Raw genomic sequence first — 22,110 nt, 5'->3', positions numbered from 1 at the left:
GCCTATTCGCCTCGCAACACTCGAGCGAGAGCGATTTCTTGCTTCGGATCGGCAATTGCGATTACGATATCACCGCAAGAAAGAACTGTTTCAGGAGTGACGATATCGACATCGTCGGATTCGCTATGCACGACGGCGACGAGTTTGACGTTCGCCGGAAGTTTGATTTGGCCGACTCGCTTATTGCTTACGCGACATATTCCTTCATCGGATGAAAGTTCGATTTCCACAAGCGCGAGGTTCCCTTGACGCAACGTGCGCAGAGTGTGTAAATCTCCGATTGTCGCTTCCTCTTCGATGAGGTTGCTGATAACCATCGTGGAAGATATCGCCTCTATGCCGAGTTTGGCGAAAATCTGTTGGTTTTTCGGACTGTTCACACGCGAGATCGCCCGAGGCACATCGAAGGAAAGACGAGCCAGTTGACATGAGACCAAGTTGTCGTCATCTTCTCCGGTCACTGCGACGAAAATATCGGCACGAGCCACTCCCGCCTCATCGAGAACGCGAGCATCGCAACCGTCACCGAGTATTACGATGCACCCTTTGTCGCAAAGTTCGTTGGCGAGTCGCTCGGCCACCTCGGGTCGCTTTTCGACAATGGCCACCGTATGTTTTTTATCAATAAGTGTATTGGCAAGGGCCAAGGCTACTTTTCCTCCACCGTTCAAGACGATATACATCGCTTAATCCTCCATATATTTCTTGAGTTTACGCACGGAATCCGCAGAAACCGCCACACGGAGAATATCTCCTTTTTCAAGCGTACTTTCGTGCGTCGGAATGAACGTATGATTGCCGCGTCGCACAACCGATGGAAGCACCTTGCCCTCGACCTCGATTGACCGAACCAATGTACCGATGAAGCGATCGGCTACTTTGAACACGAAGATCTCGACATCCCCGAAACTTTTGATATGGGTCTCCTTGGAAGATACCACTTTGTCAAAGATCGCTTCGGCGACGAGATTCGTACCGCAAACGTAATCGAGCTCGAGCCGCTCGTAAGTGGCAGTGCGCTCGGGATTATAGAGTCTGGTTACGACATTTTCCACACCGAAAATGTAGGTGGCGACCTGAGTTGCCATTACGTTGGTGTTATCTAAATCCGTCACCGCACAAAAATAGTCGCAATCTTCAATGCCAGCGGTAAGCAAGATGTCTTCATCGAAGCCCAATCCCTTTATCGTCACGCCATTAAAGGTTCCTCCCAGTTGCGAAAAAGCATCCTCGTTTTTATCGATGACGGTGACGTTGTTGCCCTGCTCGGAAAGCATGGTCGCAAGCTGCGCGCCGACTCGCCCGCAACCGACTACGATGATGTTCATAGTGCTCCTCTACGACATAAAAGACATGCAACGGTATTTCGGTCGAAATCACAAGAAAATCACAAGCCACAGAATGATAGACCTTTACCTGAGGAAAATCAAAATAAATATTTGCCGATGGTGAATACCTGCAAATTTCGCTCAAAAAATCAAAATGCCACCCGTGAGGTGGCATTAAGGATGCAACCCGAAGGTTGCACTGTGTCATTTTAAACTATTTCTTTGAAGGGAGAATCTTGCAGATCGTGGTACCGCAGGTCGGACAAGTACCCTTCGCCATCGGACGACCATTCTTCATGGTTGTCTCCTGAGGATTCTGCATCTCCTTTTTCGCCTTGCACTTTACGCAATATGCTTCTGCCATGTGCACACACCTCCAAATGCTCAATTTACCTGATTGTTCCCTGAACCGGGCCAATCCTTACAACATAATATATCTTGCCCGGTAGCCTGTTTTATGGCTACGCCTCGACTCGACGACCATTAGTTTACACTAAATCGAACTTTTTCAACACGCTTTTATATCCCAGCCCCACGAATACATACATTATGCCGATTGCCGCGGTAACGCTCGCCCAGATTGCCGCGGTGAGAATCCAAAATTTCAAAGGGAAGGTCATGATAAGGAGAGACTCGGCGGGAAACGCCCAGTTCCCCTGCGGAAACAAAACCGAATGCATCGCCTCGAACAATGCCGAAAAGTCGAAGAACCCGGCTACCGCACTCATCCCGATTATAATAGCGACGCCGACGCCCGCCAAAAGGCATGCACCAAATACGACGGCTTGCTTTTTCCTTATGATGCAGAGTGCCAAAACGACAAGCGATATCACAAGTGAAAACGCCACGACGCCCATCCAGCCGACCATCACCTTTTCGACATCCTCTAAGTGGCCCACAGATGCCGCATCATAGCCACTGAGACCGGTCTTATCGCGAGGGAGTGCAACGGCATGGCTACCGAGCACGAATCGGCGCGTCTGCTCGGCGGTGGCCCGATACTGCACAAGTTGGGCGTCATTATAAAGAGGCGTGATGTCTTCAAGCGCGGTCGAAGTCGAAACCTCATCGGCATAGGGGTGCGATTCGTCGATGCTCCATCTGACGGCAGGTGCACTCACGGCACATAAAAAACCGAGACCGAGTGCGCAAATCAGCAACAGGAGCGCATAGAGCTTACTCATCGAGATAGCGCGAAATGGTTTCGAGCGGCTCATCGCCTAAGCCGATGAAGGGAACATCCTCGTCGACGCAGTCGGAAAAAGCGACCACAGTGTTTCCTCCTTGCGATATCGCTGAAACGAGCGCCTCGTCTGCACGCTCGAGAAGTACGCCCGACTCGAGGGCATCTTGGGGCAATCCCGCGAATCCGATCGATGCCGTGACCGAGATCCCCTCGTAATCGATCTCGGCGATACTTTGCAAAACGGTTCTGAGCAACAAGCCGACGTCCTCGACCGTGGGCTGACCGTCATGGGCATGCGCATTTTCATTAAAGAAAATCGCGAATTCTTCACCGCTGATGCGCGCGACGAGATTCGGTGTCACTGCAATCTTTGCAAATTTTCCGACATCAGACTGGATAGCCCGGGCGATTTTTCCCAGTATCGCATCGCCGGTGCCGATTCCGAATATCTTGTTGACTCGAGAAAAATTATCGATGTCTATGAGAGCGACGAACACCGCGCGCTGATCGTGGAGGGCGCGAACCGATTCCATTTCGAGAGCGCGCTTGAAGTACTCCCGCGAAAACAACCCCGTGAGCTCATCGAGTATGGCGATATTGCGAGACTTTGCGAGTTTATTGCGAAACGGCGTGAGAAGTCGCGTGGCGACGAGCGCGGTACCGATCAGCACCGTCACCTGCCACAAATAGCGGAGGAGCACATAGTCGACCACTTGCCAGCTGTGCCCGCTGCTCAGCGGGATTGACACATGAGGTAGGATGCCGAAGAAATTGCCCCATTCGATACATCCGAGCAAAACGATAAGCCCCAGCGCCAGCCACCATGCATCGGTTTTTCGCGGTGCAATCGCAGCGAGTTCGAAAAGGAAGAGCAGGTATATGACCCAAAACCACGATTCGATGCCCCCGGAAAAATACACGAGAAGCGTTACCACCAAGGAGTCGAGCACGAGCTGGATGATGTTCGCGGCGGCGATGTTTGCCAGTACATCTTTATATCGCATGAAGAAAAAGTTATAGATGCACACAAAGATGAGGGCATTGGCCGGAATGGCCATGTACCCGACCAATGTCGAAAAATCATTTTTCCCCAAAAGAATGATGAACCCGATTATCGAATACACCACCAAAACCAACACGAGCATCCACCGAACGTTGATGATGAAACCGACGCGATCGATGTTGTCGCGAAGCGCGCTTATCTCATCTTGTGTTTGGTGCTCCTTGGGCGCAAGGGTGATCTTGCGTTGGAACGTATCTTTTATGTTCGATAGCACTGCGTTTATGCCTCGCGAACCATGGTGGCCACGAACTTGACGGCCTCATCGATAAGTTCGACATCCACTCCTTGCAGATTATCTTCCATGCTACGCCAATTCACCGGCAAGCCGTTTCGATCCAAGCGCGTCACGGTGATGGCACGATAACCGTCTTGGAGTGCCACGGTTGCATCAGTGGTTGCATTTTTCGTCTTTGCAGCTTTCGCACGTATCTCGCTCAAGCGTGCAGCTCGCCTGGCGAGGCTTACGAGGCGTGCGCTTGCCTTATGCGAACTTCCCGCCCCCTCTTGCACATACCAATGAAGCGAACCGGCGCCGACCGCCTCGACATTGATGATGAGCGCATCGCGAAGTTCGGAGCCGTAGGCATCCAAAAACGCCTTCATTCCGGAACCGTGGACACCGTAAGCGCCGGTCGCCACGAACCAAAGCTCTTTTTCATCGAGTTGCATGTCGAAAGTTTCGGTGACTTTGCGACGAATGCGAGCGGCCTGCTCGGCGGCGAAATCGGAATCCTCCACGATATCACCGTTGGCGGCTCCCCCTTTCCAAGTAAACCCATCGTCGTCACCTTCGTCGTCGAAGTTATCCCACGAACCGATTTCTTTGCCGGCCGAACGTGCGTCGAAACCGTCGTCGAGTCCGAGCCAATCGGTGGAATCCGCCGACTCCGCATTTTTTCCTGAGCGCTTTTTCGATGATTTCTTCTTCGAGCCCAAACGAATACGGGCAAAAAGGGACGGCTTATCATCAAAAGTGGCGAACCCTCCGCCCGGTTGCGGGCCATCGCCTATGAGGTCGGGACCAAGCATTTCCGTCCTGTCGTCGAGCTCACCGGCATCTCTGCTCGATACCGGGGCGAAGGATACCGTCGGTTGATTGACGGCGGCATTCGGCACGGCGGCGAAATCGATGGTGTCGAATTGCAAGAAATTCGTGTCGATCGACTCACGCCTCGTCGGTGCAGCTCGCAGGCGACTGGATGCTTGAGGTTCCGCAGCTTCACTCGAGGCGAATGTTTCTCCTTCCGACCACGAAAAATCTTGAGGGAAATCGGAAGCTTCTCGGCCGGGCGAATATCCGCCTCCCGCCGCCGGATTTTGCATAGGCACATCATAGTCGAATGCGTTTTGGACGGCGTTCATCGCGTGCGTGTATTGTTTCCTGTTTTCGCCGAGGTCGGACTTGCCTTCCGTCAGCGAACCGGCGATATCGAGGAGTGCCGCCACACCCGATGCGTTGTTATTCGCTCCGCTCGAAAAGCGCTTGATTATACCTCGAACCAACAGGTCGAGCGCCAAAAGCGCCGGTACGAGACAAATGACGAGAAGGACATACCACGCCTCTGTACGCGCCGATAGCAAAAACTTAAAAGAGAGAACCATTGAAAGAGCGAGAATCGGTAAAATCCGAATAAGGTATTTGTTGATTGAAGTAAGCACGCCGTAAACCGACGCAAGTGAGTTCTCCGTCAGCGGAGAAACCCGCAACGAATCATAATGTGCGACGACGACGACTTTTTTGCGGCGCGTAGAACTTCCGCGCGTCTGCGGTGCATAACGAGCTATGACGTTTTGGCTCGGACCTTTCGCCAGCACTTTCGAAAGAGCTTGGCCGCCGTTCAGACCGATGTGGAAACCTACGGCATCGAGGACGAGTATCGCCCATAAAGCCCATGCAATCCATGAAGGTTTCCGAAGCAATCCGAGTACGACGATGCAGGCAATCGCAACGAAACAAAAGATGAAATTCGACCAAGTCGTCGTGCGATTCGTCTCGAAATCCTGCATTTCGGTCGGCAAACCCTGCTCTCGGAATGAATCGGCAATCCATTCGGCGGCCATCCGCTCCGTATCCGAAGTAACCGGACGAGGCCCGATTTTTTCGACGAGCTCATGAAGATATCTTTCGACGTTGCTCATAGCTATCCCGCCTTTTCGTTGATAAACCTATCTAATCTGATTATCCATTAAAGCAACTTTTTTGCGAGCGGCAAAATACTGTTCGGAAAACGTTCCCGTTTGCTCCTCATATGCCTTCACGATAATCTCACTGAGTGGCTTTAATTCATTATCCGCTATCGAGACGGCCTTCTTGCTCAATTTATTGTGATTCTCAATGGCTTTGTTTGCCTCTTTGAGATTATTCTTCATCCAATATGCGTCGGCATCGCTTGCTGCTTGCGACATGGCGATACGCGTATCGAGATAGCGACTATACGTCGAAAAATCAGCTTGTGGCATCGCGGTTTCCGCTTCTTGAAGTCGTCGTTTCGCATTCATAAACGATTTTTCGGCTTCTTTGTTGAGATTTCTGGACACGTTTATGTCCCGCTTATCGGTTGTGCTGAATATTTGAAGTGCCTGATTTGCCTTTGTGACTCCGTCATTGAGAAATTCCCAACTGCTTCCCGCAGCGATGAGGGAGGTGGCCGCCGTTCTATCCGCCTCGAGGAGTCTCGGTGACATCGACAAAAGATTGTTACGCATATCGATTGATGCGCGAATCGCACGCGCCTTATCGGCTTGTTTCTTCGAACCGTGTTTTTTAACGTATTCCATTGCCGCAGAAGCCTGCGCAAGGTGCGTTTTTGCGGGGGCGATATCTTCTTCGAGCGTCACAATGCGCGCAGGCGTATGAGCGTCGGCTTCTGACGTCAAGAGCTCATCGATGCGGACGATTACTTTATCGGCTTGTTCGACTTGCCCGATTGCCGTGGTGGTTTTGAACTCGATGTCCTGTTTCCTGACAAGGGAAACGCCGACGAGCGCACCGGCGGCGAGAACGAAAACGCTTGCGACGCATATGACGGCAGACGAACGCTTCATTTTTGAGCCTCCTGCTCCCTTCGGCGATTGCGGACCCTTATTTTGCCGAGCATTTTCACTTTAACGTTAAACTAAATTATAGAGCATACTCCCATGAGGAAGGTTTTGTGGCCATGGAACAACTCGATAAATTCGATAGGCAACTTATGCGGTGCCTTGAGATAGCGTTCACTTTCGATTATGAGAGCAGATCGCTTACTCCCGATGAAATTTATGAGAAGTTCTATCCGGAAAAAAGCACCGCGGCGGCGACCAAAAATTTTCAGCGCGACCGGGAGCTCTTAGGCGACGCCGGCATCAAAATATCGTTTGGTTCCGATGGCAATTACGCGGAAAATCTCAGTGACATCACCTGTTCGAACCTCGTACTCAACGAAGAGGAGTCCGCAGCACTGGCGGTCGCATTGCAAAGCATGAGTTCCGAGGAAAGCTTTCCTCTTCCGCTCGCGTTACGGTTCGCCCTCCTGAAACTTTCCGGAAAATTCGAAGAAGCAGATCCTTACATGGCGCTTTCGCGCATGACACTCGATGACAACACCGCCGGACAGCAACATTTTCTCGAACAACTTTTCGCAGCCATTAAAAACAACGCGTTTGTGACGTTCACCTATAAAAAACCTCAGAAAGATACGAAACTGCGCACCGTCAAGCCTCTCGGCCTGCACTTGTTTCGCGGGCAATGGTACCTCATCGCAGAAGATATCGAAACCGGCCGATCACCGAAAACATTTTCAGTTGCCAACATCGCGAACCCGGTCACATCCGATACGACGTTTGTTCCCCCCGAGCAATTCGATGTCACAACATACTGCACGCCCCCGTTCATGTGGGGAGAGGACGACAGCCGAAGCGCAGCCGTTCTCATCCCGAGTGAGAGTGCGCACAGAGTCGAAAACATAACGGCCGGTTTCGGCTCGCTCGACGCACGACCGGACGGCTCGACTCTGTGGTCGATCACCTATAACGATATCGACCGCCTGTGCGAATATGTTCTCTCCGAAGATCTCATGTTCGACGAGGCGTCATCTGCGGAAGCCGACTACTTACGAACGACGTATCTCGAAAGAGTGGTGAACGCCCATGCATAGAAACTCCAAAAATGTCCGCTGGAGAGCGGCGGTCATCATCGATATCCTCAGCGCGCTCAAGCCAGGCGCCGCCATCGATATCGAAGATCTCGCAAAAATTACGAAGAGCAACCCGACACTCCTGAAAAAAGATCTCGCGATCTTGGCGGATTGCGGCATCGGGCCATACTATATCGACATCACGGTCGAGGCCGATGGAACCGTGAGGCTCCTGCGCCCGCCTGTCAGTCTCAACAAATCTCTTCGTTTGGCCGATGAGCAAATGCTCGCTTTGGCACTATCGCTTAAAATGGCGGGAATCGACGAAGACGACCCTCTTTTTGAAAAAATCAACGCGGCGTTCGGCGGAACTTGGAATGAGGAGTTCTTACGCCATCGCATTCTCATCCATCCCGTCAGCCACTCGTTTTCCGTATTCGAAGCGCTGGCGCTCGCCTTACAGACATCCCTTCCGGCAGAAATCGATTACAGCAATCTCAAAGGTGAATCGACGACACGTATCACCGATGTCGCCCGGATGACCAATGACCGGGATGGCTGGTATATACACGGCTATTGTCACAGCGCACATGAAACTCGCACGTTTAAGCTCGATCGGATAAGCGATGTCCGCATACAATGGCTTTCCGACAAGGCGAAGGGGAAAAATAATCTCGACACGCCCGAAAGCGTGATCGATGCCCTCGGACGAGAAGTCGAACAGCACCGAAAACATGCGACGCTCGTCTTTGCCGACGCACAATCATACGTTCCGCGCGATTGGCCGCTCGCCTCAGAACCCAAGCACCTTGTAAACGGGGGAATCCGTATTGAGATTCCTCTCATCAGTAATGACTGGATAGCGAAAAAAGTAATGGGTTTCGGAGGAAAAGTGAGCGTCAAATCGCCAGAACATCTGAGGGCTTACGTCAAAGAGACTGCCCGTTCTCTGCAGAAAGCTCTTCGATGATCTTTGCCGCCGGTAAAATAATAGGTTCGACGGGGAGCGACTTGAGCACACGCTTACCGTAATTTTTCGTCACGAGACGCGAGTCTGCCAAAATCACGAAGCCCGTATCGCTCGCCGAGCGAATCAAACGACCGATTGCCTGACGCAAATCGATGATGGCCTCAGGCAGATCGTGACGGGCCCATGCCGAGGTTCCCTCGCGCACAAACCGCTCACCGGCAAGAGGCGTCGTCGGGGAAGCAAAGGGAAGTTTGGGAATGACCACGCATTTCAGCGTGTCTCCGCGCGCGTCGAAACCCTCCCAAAATGTGCGGAGCGCAAAAAGGGAACGGCGCTCATCCTCGACGAACTGCTTGCCGAGCGCAAGGCTTGAAGAGCCTTCTTTCTGGATGAGAATTTCGAGGTTTTTATTACCGAGCGATACATGCACATTTTCGTGTACCGCATGCATATCTTTCTTATTCGTGAACAGGGTGAGCACACCGCCGTCGAGCGCGATGTGGACTTGCTCCATAAAGATACTGAGTTCGTGTTGGTAGTTCGCCTCGCGGGGGTCGGGCATATCGGAAACCACGAATATCTTCATCTGATTTTTCAGATCGAAACTCGAAGAGAGGGCCGCGCCGTCGAGACGTGACTCTTCGACTAAATCGAGTCCGACCGCTTCGTTGAAATGTTTGAACGAATCCCCCTCCGCAATGGTTGCGGAAGTATAGACGAGGCTGTTCACATTCGAATAAATCTCATCGACGATAATTCGACCCACTTTAAGCGGTGCCGCCACAAGACGCTGGACATGCCGGTCGGAAGTCAGTTTGACGGAGTAAACCATGTTTTCATCGGGTTCGGCGATGAAAACGCCCAATCCAGTCAGCGTAAAACCGACATCGTAAATAAAACCGGAAAAATCGGCGATGAGGTCATCGTCTTTGATTTCGTCTTCAAGCGTCATCTCCGCCCTCAGCAAATTACCGCACGCAATCAATTTTTCCAACTTGCGGTAGAGAGAACGTCCCGTCGATACGACAACACCCCACTCTGCGGTATCCCTGAGCTCGGTGTTCACCCAAATCTCGGAGAGTCGATCACGCCTGCTCGCCCGCTCCGCAAGGTCTCCGGCGGCGTTTTCGAATGATGCGAGCAGTTTCGTACTTTCGGCGACTCCTTTTTCGAGCAATGCGAGCGTGGAAGCTATCGAGGACTTCTCCCCCATCTCACCGGCGACCTTATCGATCGCCTTATTCAAACGGTAAAGTAAACCGCCGTTTCCGGTAGCTCGCCTGAAAAGATTTTGCATTCTGAGAGGTTCTACCGTCACCGCCGTTTGGCTGCGCGCTTCACGCTCGATGTTGTGTGCCTCATCGACGATCCAATACCTGATAGGCGGTAAGATGCGACTCGGAGAGGTGGCATCGCGGAAAAGAAGCGAGTGGTTGGTGACGACGAGATGCGAACTCTGAGCACGCTTTCGCGCACCGTGCAAATAGCACAAGTTCGGATAGTAGCGACAACGTTTATTGGTGCATTCGGCCTGCGTCGCAATGAATGAACGCTCGTAGGCACGAACGCTTCCGAGGCGAGCCGCGTCTCCCCACGGGGATTGCGACACCCATGCAAAAACGTGTGCGACCTCCGTGCTCAGCGCACCGTCGCGAAGCGCCACGTCGAGCTTGCGCAAACAGAGATAGTTTTCGTATCCTTTGACCGCGGTAAAGCGAAGTTTATTTCCCAACATCTTATTGAGTCGGGGAATCTCTCGCGTCAAAAGCTGATCGGCGAGGTTGTTACTCTTCGTGGCGATGCCGACGGAAACATTGTTTTCGAGAGCCATCAACGCCGCAGGGAGCAAATAGGCAAGCGATTTTCCCACTCCCGTGCCGGCTTCGACCGTGAAAAAATGACTGCGTAGAAAGGTGTCGTATATTTTATTCGCCATCTCGTCTTGCGCCGGGCGTATCTCGAAATCGGCATACATACGCTCGGTTTGTTTGTTTTTCGATTTCCCCGTCGGCCGGACGGCCTCCATCAAGTCGCCCTCATAGCTGAATTTCATGGGCAACTCATAGGCGTCATAAAGCGATTCGGCTCTGTCCGCCTTGACCTGTCTGCCCCGCAAAGTCCGCAAGTTGAACGATTTCTCGGACCTATCGGAACGGCTGCCGAGAACTTGTCTCATCCAGTGGGCTCCGGCAAGAGCAGACGGCTGATACGGCAACTCGGAAATGACCTCGAGCACCCCGTAATCGAGAGCGTACATCCCACAAAGGCTCGCACGCCACACATAACGGAGCACTTCGACGTCGGCCGCCGCACGATGGGCGTTTTTCCCCGCATCGGGATTGAGCCAGTCGGCGAGCCCGATTTGACGGTAGCGTGTCAAACGCGGCAATCCTACTTGTGCCAAAAAGACCGTATCGACCCAACGATTCGGCAAGGTCCCGAAAGAGGCCTCGAGGAAATTCTTATCGAAGTGCGCGTTATGGGCGACGACATCGGCGGTACCGATGAAGGCGAGCACCGCACCTTTCACCTCTTCGATGCTCGGTGCGTCCGCGACCATTTCATTGGAAATGCCGGTGATCTCCGTGATTTCCGAACTGATGGATGTACGGGGCCTCACGAGTGTCGAATAGCGCTCGAGCACCTCGGGACCCCTCATGCGCATGAGGGCGACCTCGGTGATGCCACCTGGGACCGGTCTGAGACCGATGGTCTCCAGGTCGAGCAAGACGACTTCGTCCTCCATGCCGAACGAAAGCTCAAGCGCTTGCTCCGCCAAGGAATCATAGAGTTCGAAAAGAGCCGGTTCGGTGTCGATCGGAAGCAGCTTTCGCAACGCTTGTTGCGCGTATGTCAGGTCGTTTTCCATAGATAAAAGAGTACCACGAGGGCAGGACTCCTCCCTCCTTTATACGAAGAAACCGCCCGTTGCAGGGCGGCTCCTCAAGTTGCTCATTCTGCTGTGTAGAGACGGATACGAACTAGTTCGTGACCATGCCTGAAACGACCTTATCCTTCACGAGGTATGAGCCACCGTCCTTCACGAACGTCCACACGCTGGTGAAGTCTCCGTAAGAAGCAGTGCTCTGCGTAACGGTGATCTCAAGCTCTCCGCTCGAGTTCGTCTTGCTACCGTCGATTTTATACCCCGAGATGCCGTAGCTTGAAAGCTGAGAGTCGAGCGCATCGGCTGTCGTGGCAGCCTTTTTAGCGGCGGGAAGGTGCTCCCACGCAGTTTTCCAATCCTTACTATCGCACGCGTCGTAGTAAGCTTTGGCCCAATCATTCGGGGTCGTCTTGCTGTCGAGGCGTGTCGCCGTATTCTTATCGAAACTCGCTGCATTCGCCAACGAACTTTGCATTGCCGTGCTTGCGGAGTTCGCAGCGGTATCCGTAGCGGTCGTCGCTGTCGTAGCCGTCGTGGCGGTGGTGTTCGACTTCGTCCCTTGCCAAATCAAAACCCCGACGATAGCCGCGAGAAGTACGATGACCACGACGAGGCCGATGACAATCGTCTTCTGCTTTGACTCTGAACCAGTTTCGCTCATCTTATTATTCCCTTTCACCCTATGCGCCGTACTCATTACGACACAGTTATTTGTACCTTCTGTATTGTTAAGGATAACGCCTCGTTCCGCAAGTGCTTATGCAGGTTTTTCATATAACGGACAAGATGTTAAGATTACGGACATGTCAAACACACGCTCGATTTTCGATATAGTCGGACCCACCATGATAGGCCCGAGTTCCAGCCACACCGCAGGTGCCGTACGCCTCGGCGCACTCGCCCGCGCGATTTTCGGTGAGCTCCCCGGAAAGGCCGACATCGGACTCCACGGTTCTTTCGCCGCCACCGGAGAAGGCCACGGCACCAAGCTCGCGTTGATTGCCGGACTCCTCGGCATGGCTCCCGACGACACGCGCATTCCTCACTCGTTTTCCCTGGCAAAGGAGGAAGGGCTGTCGTTTTGTTTCACCGAAATCGAACTCGAAGAAGCGCACCCAAACACGGCCGTTTTCAATCTGTCTCCCCGTAAAAACCCCGATTGCCCACCGAGCGCGGAATCGGATGCGCCCGGCATCGTGAGACCCATGATGATTCGTGGTTCCTCGATCGGAGGAGGAAACGTCATCGTCACCCGAATCGACGATTTCTCCGTACACGCAACCGGTGAGTTGCCTCTGCTGGTCGTCGATCACTCGGACCAGCCCGGTGTCATTTATGCGGTAAGCGGAATTCTGACCGACGCGCACATCAACATCGCGGCGATGAACGTGTCACGCGAAATGCGCGGAGCCCGAGCACTCATGCTCATTGAAACGGACGGTCGTCCCGACGCCACCACGCTGCGGCGGATCCTCCAACAAACACAAGTTCACAACGTGCGTTACGTTCCCTCAGTCTGACGCTTTTTCGGCGCAGGTGCCTCCAGAATGCGTTTTTGACACGCCGGCTGATTGCCGCACGCCCAACACGAGCCGGTGCAGCCGATGACTTTCAAAGTATTGCACCGGGGACACCGCACATCGCTACTTTCAAACCCGCATTCGGGGCATACCGGATTCAAACCCATCTTCGCACCTCCTAAAGACCGACAGCGGTCAAAATGTGCATCATCACGCCGCCGAGGCCGAACGCAAGCGTCGTGGTGGTGATGAACAATGTCAAGAAATACAATACCCCGCGCTCTTTGAGTATCACGATGGCGCTTGCGATACAGGGAACGAACAGCGTGATGGTCGACATGGCCACCAGGAGTTGCCCGTTCGTCAGATTCATCGAGAAGAACCCGGCGGCGGCGAAGTCACGACGGATGAATCCCATCACGAACGCGGTGGCCGCCTTCGCAGGCAGACCCATCCAGCCCACGACCAACGGAGATGCCGCGTTGATAATCCAACCGAGTGCACCGGTGACCTGCAACAGCGTGATAATGAGCGATCCGGCGGCGAAAAATTTGACTATTTCAGTCAGAAATCCGTATACCTTGTGCGACGTCTTTTTCAAAACGTTGATCGTCTGCGGAATACGCAACGGCGGCAGATCGATGAGAAGATCCGTCGACTCCCCGGGCATCATTTTGTTGAGTGCCGTACCGACCACGCCGAAAACCATAAGCAGAAAGACGACGAAAATCGCCGAGTAAATAATCGGCGTACGTCCCATCATGGCCGCGATGGCCGCAATCTGCGCGGAACACGGCACGGCGATCGCCATCAACGCCGTGGCGATCATACGCTCACGTTTGCTGGTCAAAACACGCGTCGTCAGCGTTCCCATCGTCACACAGCCGAAGCCGAGAATCAGGGGAATGATCGCGCGCCCGTTCAATCCGAAAAACGACAGAAGCTTATCGGTCAATACCGCGATACGCGGCAGATAACCGGAATCCTCCAAAAGAGAAAGAAGCAGATAAAACGCGGCGACGAGCGGCAAGATCACACCGAATATGTAGCTGGGAACCATGGTGAATATGCCGAACTCACCGGCAAGGAACTGATAGGGCAACGAACCGGCGCCCAAGCCCACCGAAGTGAACAGATGCTGCACGAGCGGCACCCAGTAGCGATTCATGATGCCTTTTTCGAGGAATCCCACCACCCACACACCTATGCCTTGCCCGATTACCACCCAGATGAACACGAACAGCGCAAGCATCAGGGGAATGCCGGTGATCGGATGCATCATGGCCGCCGAGAGCTTGGTCTGCCAGTTGGCGCCTTCGGTGGAAGTTGTCATGATGTGCCCGACGATATCGTTGACGCGGTCGCGACGCTCGATATAGATGTTCTCCTGCGCATCGCTGTCGGTCGCGGCGGCAAGTCCCGCCCTTTCGGCGATTTCGACGTCACCTTCGAATGCGAGACACATCTGCGCCTGCGTCGCATCGATTCCGCTTTCAACCAGTTTGGCGAACCGGCCTTTCAAAGAATTCATCACGATACCCGGACGAGCGGCGGCGATACCCTCTTCGAGCTCGTCGATTCCCTCTTTGTTTTGCGCACTGCCGAAAAACACCGGCACGCCGAGAAGATCGCTCATAAGATCGAAGTCGATATGTATGCCGTTTTTGGCCGCCTCGTCCATCATGTTGACGAATATGACGAGTGGCAAACCCATATCGATGAGTTGCAACGTGAAGAACAAGTCACGTTCGAGGTGTGTGCCATCGATGACGTCGACGACCTTATCGGCCCTCAACAACACATCGCGCGTCACCTGTTCCTCGGTGCTCAGGTTCGACACACCGTAGACACCCGGACTGTCGATGAGCGTTCCTCCGCGGTATGAATCCTCCAGTATTTCGACCGTCGTACCCGGAAAGTTGCTCACCGCCGCATACGTATCGGTGAGCGCACCGAACACGACCGATTTTCCCACATTGGGGTTACCGGCCAACACGATCGTTTCATGCGTATATGTTCGATGTTGCTGAGGCACTACTTCTTCTCCTTTTGATTTTCGTTAAAAATAACCGCCCCCACGTATGTGGAAACGGCTACGAAACGCTCGCCTTTCATTCGTTCGGCGCGGCCGCATACGTCGGCTTGTGCCGATACTCCTTCACCTGTATCTTCCGTGCGAGGGGACGACCGATCGCTATCTCCTGATAACCGCTCTTGACGACGATCGGACCTGCGGGGACACGACCGGCTATGGTGACGACTGCTCCCGGATTGATCCCGAAACGCAAGGCCTGGATGCGAGCATGAGCATCGTCGACCGAGACAATCTCGACGCGGTCTCCTATACGTGTGCAATCAAGGGTAAGTGGCTTCATCGTAAGTCCCTCCTCAATAAACAAAGTCGGCTGCTCGACGTGTCTCATCGCCGACCGTCCAAATAATTAGTTTGTGCTAATTCCTGATTAACTATACCGTACCTTCGCGCATTGCGCAAGTTGGTATAAGGTATTAAATAAGGTATTATTTCAACATTAAACCGAAAGGGAAATTATATGGCATACGCATCCTTTTCCGGGCTTCTCAAAGCCGCGGAGGAACAAGGCTCGCTTGCAAAAGCCATCCTCGAACTCGAAGCCCTCGAAAGTGGCACAACGACGGATGAAGTGCGGGCGCACATGGCACAAACCCTCAAAGTCATGCGCGAAGCGATCGCCGAGGGCTCAAACCCCACCATAAAATCTCGCACCGGACTGACCGGCGGAGACGGCGCCCGTCTTCTCGACACGCGCGATCGAACACGTCCCTTGGGTGGACTGTTCGCCCGGGCGCTGGGTTCGGCGGTTGCTACCGCGGAGGTCAACGCCGCCATGGGCCGCATCGTGGCAGCCCCGACCGCAGGAGCTTCGGGCGTAGTCCCCGGCGTACTGCTTTCGGTCGCCGCAGAGTACGGAAAATCAGACGATGAGATCATCGATGCCCTGTTCGTGAGCGCCGGAATCGGCGGCGTATTCGCCGCGCGCGCCACGCTCTCGGGCGCAGCCGGCGGTTGCCAAGCAGAAATCGGTACCGGTGCCTCCATGGCGGCCGGCGCCGTCACCTCTCTTTTGGGAGGCAACCCCGAGCAAGTCGGACATGCGGCGTCTCTCGCCATGCAAGGACTGCTCGGCCTTGTGTGCGACCCGGTGGCCGGACTCGTCGAGATCCCCTGCGTCGTGCGCAATGCGACCGGAGCCGCCGTAGCCCTCGCCGGCGCCGAAATGGCCCTTGCCGGCGTGGTATTCCCCATTCCGCTCGACGAAGTAGTGGGCGCGGCAGCACGAGTCGGTGCCGCAATCTCCCCCAACTTGCGTGAAACCGCACGCGGAGGCTTGGCGATCACGCCGACCGGTCTCGATATTTCGAAAAGGAATACGTTATGAGTTTCGATTCTCAAACGTCACCGTGGTGTTCTTCGATGAGCGAGGACTGCATCGAAACGCTTGCCACCGACCCCGAAAACGGGCTGACCGACGAGGTCGCACATGCCCGCTTGGCACAATACGGTCCCAACAAACTCGCAGAAGAGGTGAAAACGCCGAAATGGAAGGTGTTCCTCTCCCAGTTTCAGGATTTCACCATCTACGTCTTGATAGTCGCCGTCATCATCTCGGCGTTCGAGGGGCAAATTCCTGAGACGGTTGCGATTTTGACCATCCTCTTGCTGAACGGCGTGCTCGGTTTCGTCCAGGAATATCGCGCCGAGGAAGCGCTTGCGGCACTCAAGGAGATGTCGGCACCCACGGCGACGGTCATCCGCGACGGCGTCGAGCAAGAAATCGACACCGTCACCCTCGTCCCCGGCGATATCATATTGCTCGAGTCGGGTGACACGGTGCCGGCCGATGCTCGCTTGATAGAAGTCGGGGCGCTTCGCACCATCGAAAGCGCGCTGACCGGTGAGAGCGAGGCCGTGCGCAAAACCGTCGATCCCGTCGACGGCGAGGCGATACCGCTCGGAGACATGCGGAACGTCGTGTTCAGCGGTACTGCAGTCTCGGTCGGACGCGGCAAAGGCGTCGTCGTAGAGACGGGCACGCATACCGAAATGGGCAAAATCGCCACCATGCTCAACAACACGATCGAGGACCAAACACCGATTCAAGTCGAACTCGACCGCGTCGGCAAGCGCGTCGCCGTGGCCGTGCTCATCATCGCCGTGCTCGTCTTCATAGAGGAGCTCTTCGTCGGTGGCGGACCGATCACTCGAGAAGTCGTCACCGCGGGAATGCTCGTCGCCGTCTCACTGGCCGTGGCCGCGATCCCGGAAGGGTTGCCGGCGATCGTGACCGTCGCGCTCTCGCTCGGCGTACGCCGCATGGCCGACAAGAACGCCATCGTCAAAAAACTCCACGCCGTCGAAACGCTCGGTTCGACCGACTTCATCTGTTCGGATAAGACCGGCACGCTCACGCTCAATAAGATGAGCGCCCGCCGCCTGCTGGTCGGCCTCGATTCGGCGAAAATAGAGCACGGCGAAATCAAGCTCGATGCCGGTCACGAGCTCGACTCCCAAGGACTGCGCACGATGCTGCTCGTCGGCCTTTCCTGCAACGACGCCCACTACACCGCAGCCGGCGAGTTGGTCGGCGATCCGACTGAAACCGCGCTCGTCGATGCCGCCCAAAAACTCATGCCGGGGCTCGAAGTTCCTCCGCGTATCGATGAGATACCGTTCGACTCGGAACGCAAACGGATGACCACCGTTCATTCGTATCGAAACGACAGCCTCTACGCGTTCGTCAAAGGCGGCACGGACACCACCGTTCCGCACTGTACACATGCGCTCATCGACGGTGAGACGGTCGAGCTCACCGAAGAGATCCGCTCGAAAATCGCCGAGAAGAACGCGGAATTCGCCGCAACGGGATTTCGCACGCTCGCTTTCGCGATCCGCGAGCTGCCCGACGGTGCGAACACCGACGACTTCGCGGCCATCGAGAGTGGCCTGACCTACCTGGGAATCATCGGGTTGCAAGACCCCGCACGTCCCGAAGTCCCCGCCTCGATCGCTCTTGCGCACTCCGCGGGCATCAAAGTCGCGATGGTCACCGGCGACCATGCCCTGACCGCGCGCGCAATCGCCGAAGAGATCGGCATTCTGGATGAAGGCGGCACCGTGGTGAGCGGTCCCGAGATCGAAGGAATGAGTGATGAGGAGTTGCGCAACCGCGTCGAAAATATCCGCGTCTATGCGCGCGTGAATCCCGAACACAAGCTCCGCATCGTCGATGCGCTCAAAAATCGCGGTCACATCGTGGCCATGACCGGCGACGGTGTCAACGACGCCCCCGCGCTCAAACGAGCCGACATCGGTATCGCGATGGGCATGGTGGGAACCGACGTCACGCGCGAGGCGGCCGATATGGTGCTCGCCGACGATAACTTCGCCACCATCGTGGAGGCGGTCGAAGAAGGGCGCTCCGTATTCGACAACCTCAAGAAAGTCATCTTGTTTCTGCTCTCCTGCAACATTTCAGAAGTCGTCATCATTTCGCTGACCTCGTTCTTCTCTCCGAGCGCTGCACTGCTGCCGCTCCAAATCCTGTGGATCAACCTGATAACCGACGGCCTGCCGGCGCTCGCCCTCGGAGTCGATCCGGCAGAAAAAGGCATCATGGGGCGCAAACCGCGCAATGCGGCCGAGCCGATTCTAACCGGCGCGCGTTGGTTCCAAATCGCGTGGCAGGGGTTCATCCTCTCGATTTTCCCGCTGATCTTAGGCTATGTGATCGCTCCGCGTCTCGGTGCGAGCGACGCGGCATCGCGCACGATGCTTTTCACCACGCTTGTGCTCAGCCAACTGTTGCACACGATGACGTTCCGCAGCGAAAGCAACACCATCTTCTCGATTGAAAGCCTCAAGAATAAATGGCTGCTCGGAGCCATCACCGGTTCGATCATTTTCCAGCTGTTGTTGATTTACGCCCCCGGAACCGAGAAACTCTTCCGCGTCGTGCCGCTGAACGCAGCCGACTGGATCGCAGTCGTCGGAGTGACGCTGATGAGCATCTTCGTCATCGATGTCAGCAAGGTAATCGGAGCACGCCTCAAGAAAGACTGACCGCTTATTCCCCATCCTCCTTGCGACAAGAAACCGCCCGGCGAATCAACGTCGGGCGGTTTCTCTTTCTGCAACCTACTTAAGAAGAAAGTAAGGCGTAACTCGTTTTCAGTACTACCCCTCTTTCGGAGGAATCGGCGCGACCGGTTCGGTCGGCTCCTCCACGGTCGGAGTCGGAGCGGTGACCGGTTCTACAATCGGCTCCACGACGGGCTCCTCCACGGTCGGAGTCGGAGCGACAGGGGCAACAGGCGGCTTATATATCGGCATTTGTGTCGCGGGAACAAACGGCTTACGATCGCGCGGCCACGTATCGAATGCGAGCACGAGCAAGCATACCAACGGACCGACGCCCGGGATAAAGCTCAGCAGACCCATCCAACCGCTGTACCCCGCTCGGAAAAACACGCGATAATACAACCAGATTTGAAATATGACCGCTGCGAGGTACAAGACGGTAAAACAAGCGAAGAATCCGCCGAGCACACTGAAAATTTGATTTAACTCGGAGTTCGGAACCGTCTGCGAATACGAGTCCAAGCCATTTGAATAGCCCATCATTCCGACCTTTCTACTCGCCATGCTTCATGTGCTTCTATTTACCCAGAATATACCTATTCCAACAGTAGCAACTCATAAATACACGCTCAATTCACAGATTAGTGATGGCAGGCATTGTCGGCTGACATGACGGGGAGTTCTTCTGCCAATACTTTATCGACGGTTGCGGCGATACCGGGCGTTTGATTCTCAAAATACACTTTGATTCCGGCGTCTTGAAAACCCGCAAGCGGTCGGCCTCCCATTCCCGCAGCGATAATCGCAGTCACACCGGCTTCTGAAAGCAACCCGACGGGACGCAGACATCCGCCCTCTTCATGCGCGGGGTTTTGAAGAATCGCAACGCCCGCTATTTTCCCGTCTTCGATATCGACGAGCGTAAAGCAATCGCAATGTCCGAAGTGCTCGGAGCGTTCGCCCTCAAGTCCGCCCTCGCCATTCGTCGGAACTGCAAGCTTCATTGTGTCTGCCATATCGTGCTCCTTTTTCAGTCGTTTGATATCAATGGATCGGTCCTGATTTTTGACAGCATATCACTTCGAAACATTTAGGAAAACATAAATATAGCTTTTCACGTGATAAGTTTGACACATATGTTTCGTGGCGACAGGGCCACGCTTCGTCCGGTCGCCTACACCTTAAACTTAATGGCTCGTGAGGCGAAGAGGGCGAGAACTACAAGCCCCACGCCGAATGCCGCATACATCGTCGAATAGGACGTCGCCACGATAACCCGTCCGGCGATTTGAGTGCCGATCGCACCGCCCAACATGAGGGCGAAAGGAGCAAGCGACATCGCCGCTCCGCGTGCTTTCTCGGCAAATCCGGTCGCGATGGTCAAGAGGGTGGCGTGCGTGGTCATGAAGCCGAATCCGAGCAAAAACACGCCGATCGCCGTAAGCAGAAGGCTCTTGCCGCCGGTCCACACGATTCCGTCGGCAACAGCCATAAACACCAGACCGAACACAACGGTGGGAACGTGCCCGATGCGACCCACGATTTTGTTGCTCACTCGTCCTGCTATCAAAGCGGCCACACCGAATGCGGTCATAACCGCGCCGATGAGAAGAAACGACAAATTAAAACGCTCCGAGAGCACCGCTCCCAGGTAGCTGAAACTTCCGAGCAAGAAAATGCCCTCGAAAAATATGGTGAGGTAGGTTCTCAGACTGGCACCGTTGCCGAGCAATAAAAGATACGGTTTGAGCATGGGCGAGTTGGGGTTTCTCTTCTCGTGCTCGCCGACTGCGGCTGGAAGCATGCGCCAAAGAGCAACTGCCACGAAAGCCGCGACGATGCCGTAGACGATAAACACGCCGCGCCAATCGAACGCGTAGGCGATGGCACCGCCGATCCCCATGGACAGGGCTTGTCCGAGAAACGAGATTCCCATAAAGGATCCGATCGCCTTCTGGCGGCCTTCCATCGGAACGATATCGGCGATTAGAGCCAGTGAAATCGGCATGGTCGCCGCTGCGAAAATGCCCGTCAACATCCTGAAAAGCGCAAGGCTCGTCAAGTTGGCGCCAAGCGCACAAAGCGCCGTGGCGACGGTGAATATGGTAAAGGTGGCCAAAATCACGCGCACCTTACCGAATCTGTCGGCCAACGGGCCGAACAGGAGCTGAAAAATGCCGAAGGGCAACATGTAGGCGGTGACAAGAATACCGGCCGAAACCGTCGAAACACCGATCCCTTTCGATATGGCGGGAAGAAGCGGAGAGACGACCCAGTTGTCCGCCATGACGATGAACCCCGCCAAGCCCAAGAGTGTTACAACACGTTTAGATGACATCTTTTTCTCCTCATTAGTTCGAACATTATCGAAATAGTCTAACGCTAAAAACGGGCAAACGCAACTGCCGTGTCCGTCTGCCCGTTAAACGATCCGAATGTTCTTCCCTACTCTTGGATTTCCGTTTCGCTCTGCTTGTTTATTCGGCTTTATCAGATAATTTGCGAAAAGCCCCGTCGTTCAGGGCGGGGATGTAGAGCAAAGGTCTTAGTCTGATGTCTGCTGCTGTTCTACATACTTCTGAATAATGGATATCGGCGCACCGCCGCAGGAGGCAGCAAAATATGATGGGCTCCATAGCGTATTCTTCCAGTACCGCTTTTCAATGTCTGGTCTTTGCTTGCGGAGCAAACGGCTTGAAACACCTTTTAGACTATTCACCAGCATAGCAACAGCCATTTTCGGCGGATACTCAATGAGAAGGTGAACGTGATCATGTTCTCCATTCATTTCAACAAGCGTAGCCTCAAAGTCAGTACAGATGCTTGAAAACATCACCCGGAGCCGATCAATCGCATCATCGTCGAAAACATGTTGTCGATATTTAGTCACAAAAACCAAATGAACATGCATCTTGAAAACACAGTG

Annotated in this window: 20 protein-coding genes; 5 read left to right on the top strand and 15 right to left on the bottom strand. The window is 54.4% G+C overall.

What is annotated here, in order from left to right:
- Window positions 1-2: 2 nt before the first annotated feature.
- From JJE36_04275 to JJE36_04250, 6 genes are all read right to left on the bottom strand, one after another.
- On the bottom strand, window positions 3-683 hold the full coding sequence (locus JJE36_04275; GenBank protein ID MBK5211512.1) for a TrkA family potassium uptake protein: 681 nt from the start codon (window positions 681-683) through the stop codon (window positions 3-5).
- 3 nt (window positions 684-686) lie between these two features.
- Window positions 687-1,328, bottom strand: coding sequence for a TrkA family potassium uptake protein (locus JJE36_04270; protein MBK5211511.1), 642 nt, complete (start codon window positions 1,326-1,328; stop codon window positions 687-689).
- A 488-nt stretch (window positions 1,329-1,816) separates the two neighbouring features.
- Window positions 1,817-2,512: a DUF1461 domain-containing protein gene (locus JJE36_04265; protein MBK5211510.1), complete on the bottom strand. Its 696-nt coding sequence runs from the start codon at window positions 2,510-2,512 to the stop codon at window positions 1,817-1,819.
- Window positions 2,505-3,791 (bottom strand): GGDEF domain-containing protein, encoded by a 1,287-nt coding sequence (locus JJE36_04260; GenBank protein ID MBK5211509.1) that lies wholly within the window; start codon window positions 3,789-3,791, stop codon window positions 2,505-2,507. Before JJE36_04260 ends, JJE36_04265 begins: the two co-directional genes overlap by 8 nt.
- A 5-nt stretch (window positions 3,792-3,796) precedes the next feature.
- Window positions 3,797-5,716, bottom strand: coding sequence for a hypothetical protein (locus JJE36_04255; protein ID MBK5211508.1), 1,920 nt, complete (start codon window positions 5,714-5,716; stop codon window positions 3,797-3,799).
- A 27-nt stretch (window positions 5,717-5,743) separates the two neighbouring features.
- Window positions 5,744-6,622, bottom strand: coding sequence for a hypothetical protein (locus tag JJE36_04250; protein MBK5211507.1), 879 nt, complete (start codon window positions 6,620-6,622; stop codon window positions 5,744-5,746).
- 107 nt (window positions 6,623-6,729) lie between these two features.
- Here JJE36_04250 and JJE36_04245 point away from each other — a divergent pair, with 107 nt between their 5' ends.
- The gene (locus JJE36_04245; GenBank protein MBK5211506.1) at window positions 6,730-7,710 is read left to right on the top strand and encodes a WYL domain-containing protein; all 981 of its coding nucleotides are present in this window, start codon (window positions 6,730-6,732) and stop codon (window positions 7,708-7,710) included.
- Complete coding sequence (locus JJE36_04240) at window positions 7,703-8,659, top strand: WYL domain-containing protein (protein ID MBK5211505.1); 957 nt, start codon at window positions 7,703-7,705, stop codon at window positions 8,657-8,659. The genes JJE36_04245 and JJE36_04240 overlap by 8 nt, the downstream gene beginning before the upstream one ends.
- Here JJE36_04240 and JJE36_04235 read toward each other — a convergent pair.
- Both JJE36_04235 and JJE36_04230 read right to left on the bottom strand, forming a co-directional pair.
- Window positions 8,619-11,528, bottom strand: a complete 2,910-nt coding sequence (locus tag JJE36_04235) for a hypothetical protein (GenBank protein MBK5211504.1) — start codon at window positions 11,526-11,528, stop codon at window positions 8,619-8,621. The genes JJE36_04240 and JJE36_04235 overlap by 41 nt on opposite strands.
- A gap of 112 nt (window positions 11,529-11,640) precedes the next feature.
- A complete protein-coding gene (locus JJE36_04230) occupies window positions 11,641-12,207 on the bottom strand; it encodes a hypothetical protein (GenBank protein ID MBK5211503.1) in 567 nt (188 codons plus the stop codon).
- Between the two features lie 142 nt (window positions 12,208-12,349).
- Between JJE36_04230 and sdaAB the strand changes: the two genes are divergently transcribed.
- Window positions 12,350-13,066: an L-serine ammonia-lyase, iron-sulfur-dependent subunit beta gene (sdaAB, locus tag JJE36_04225; GenBank protein MBK5211502.1), complete on the top strand. Its 717-nt coding sequence runs from the start codon at window positions 12,350-12,352 to the stop codon at window positions 13,064-13,066.
- Here the strand turns inward: sdaAB and JJE36_04220 are convergent.
- The 3 genes from JJE36_04220 to JJE36_04210 form a co-directional block, all read right to left on the bottom strand.
- Complete coding sequence (locus JJE36_04220) at window positions 13,048-13,233, bottom strand: hypothetical protein (protein ID MBK5211501.1); 186 nt, start codon at window positions 13,231-13,233, stop codon at window positions 13,048-13,050. The genes sdaAB and JJE36_04220 overlap by 19 nt on opposite strands.
- An 11-nt stretch (window positions 13,234-13,244) precedes the next feature.
- Window positions 13,245-15,101 (bottom strand): ferrous iron transport protein B, encoded by a 1,857-nt coding sequence (gene feoB / locus JJE36_04215; GenBank protein ID MBK5211500.1) that lies wholly within the window; start codon window positions 15,099-15,101, stop codon window positions 13,245-13,247.
- A 76-nt stretch (window positions 15,102-15,177) separates the two neighbouring features.
- Window positions 15,178-15,441: a ferrous iron transport protein A gene (locus JJE36_04210; GenBank protein MBK5211499.1), complete on the bottom strand. Its 264-nt coding sequence runs from the start codon at window positions 15,439-15,441 to the stop codon at window positions 15,178-15,180.
- A gap of 177 nt (window positions 15,442-15,618) precedes the next feature.
- On the opposite strand from JJE36_04210, the gene sdaAA reads away from it, so the two are divergent.
- Both sdaAA and JJE36_04200 read left to right on the top strand, forming a co-directional pair.
- Entirely contained in the window at window positions 15,619-16,485 is an 867-nt protein-coding gene (gene sdaAA / locus JJE36_04205) for an L-serine ammonia-lyase, iron-sulfur-dependent, subunit alpha (protein ID MBK5211498.1), read from the top strand.
- Window positions 16,482-19,166 (top strand): calcium-translocating P-type ATPase, PMCA-type, encoded by a 2,685-nt coding sequence (locus tag JJE36_04200; protein MBK5211497.1) that lies wholly within the window; start codon window positions 16,482-16,484, stop codon window positions 19,164-19,166. The genes sdaAA and JJE36_04200 overlap by 4 nt, the downstream gene beginning before the upstream one ends.
- 114 nt (window positions 19,167-19,280) lie before the next feature.
- Here JJE36_04200 and JJE36_04195 read toward each other — a convergent pair whose 3' ends face one another.
- From JJE36_04195 to tnpA, 4 genes are all read right to left on the bottom strand, one after another.
- Window positions 19,281-19,748: a hypothetical protein gene (locus JJE36_04195; protein MBK5211496.1), complete on the bottom strand. Its 468-nt coding sequence runs from the start codon at window positions 19,746-19,748 to the stop codon at window positions 19,281-19,283.
- A gap of 77 nt (window positions 19,749-19,825) precedes the next feature.
- On the bottom strand, window positions 19,826-20,200 hold the full coding sequence (locus JJE36_04190) for a NifB/NifX family molybdenum-iron cluster-binding protein (GenBank protein ID MBK5211495.1): 375 nt from the start codon (window positions 20,198-20,200) through the stop codon (window positions 19,826-19,828).
- Window positions 20,201-20,358: 158 nt separating this feature from the next.
- On the bottom strand, window positions 20,359-21,522 hold the full coding sequence (locus JJE36_04185; GenBank protein ID MBK5211494.1) for an MFS transporter: 1,164 nt from the start codon (window positions 21,520-21,522) through the stop codon (window positions 20,359-20,361).
- Between the two features lie 207 nt (window positions 21,523-21,729).
- The coding region (gene tnpA, locus JJE36_04180; GenBank protein MBK5211493.1) for an IS200/IS605 family transposase at window positions 21,730-22,110 on the bottom strand (381 nt) is incomplete at its 5' end.

This window comes from Coriobacteriia bacterium, assembly GCA_016649875.1.
GTDB lineage: Bacteria > Actinomycetota > Coriobacteriia > WRKU01 > JAENWW01 > JAENWW01.
This window is presented reverse-complemented; position numbering and strand designations above follow the sequence as displayed.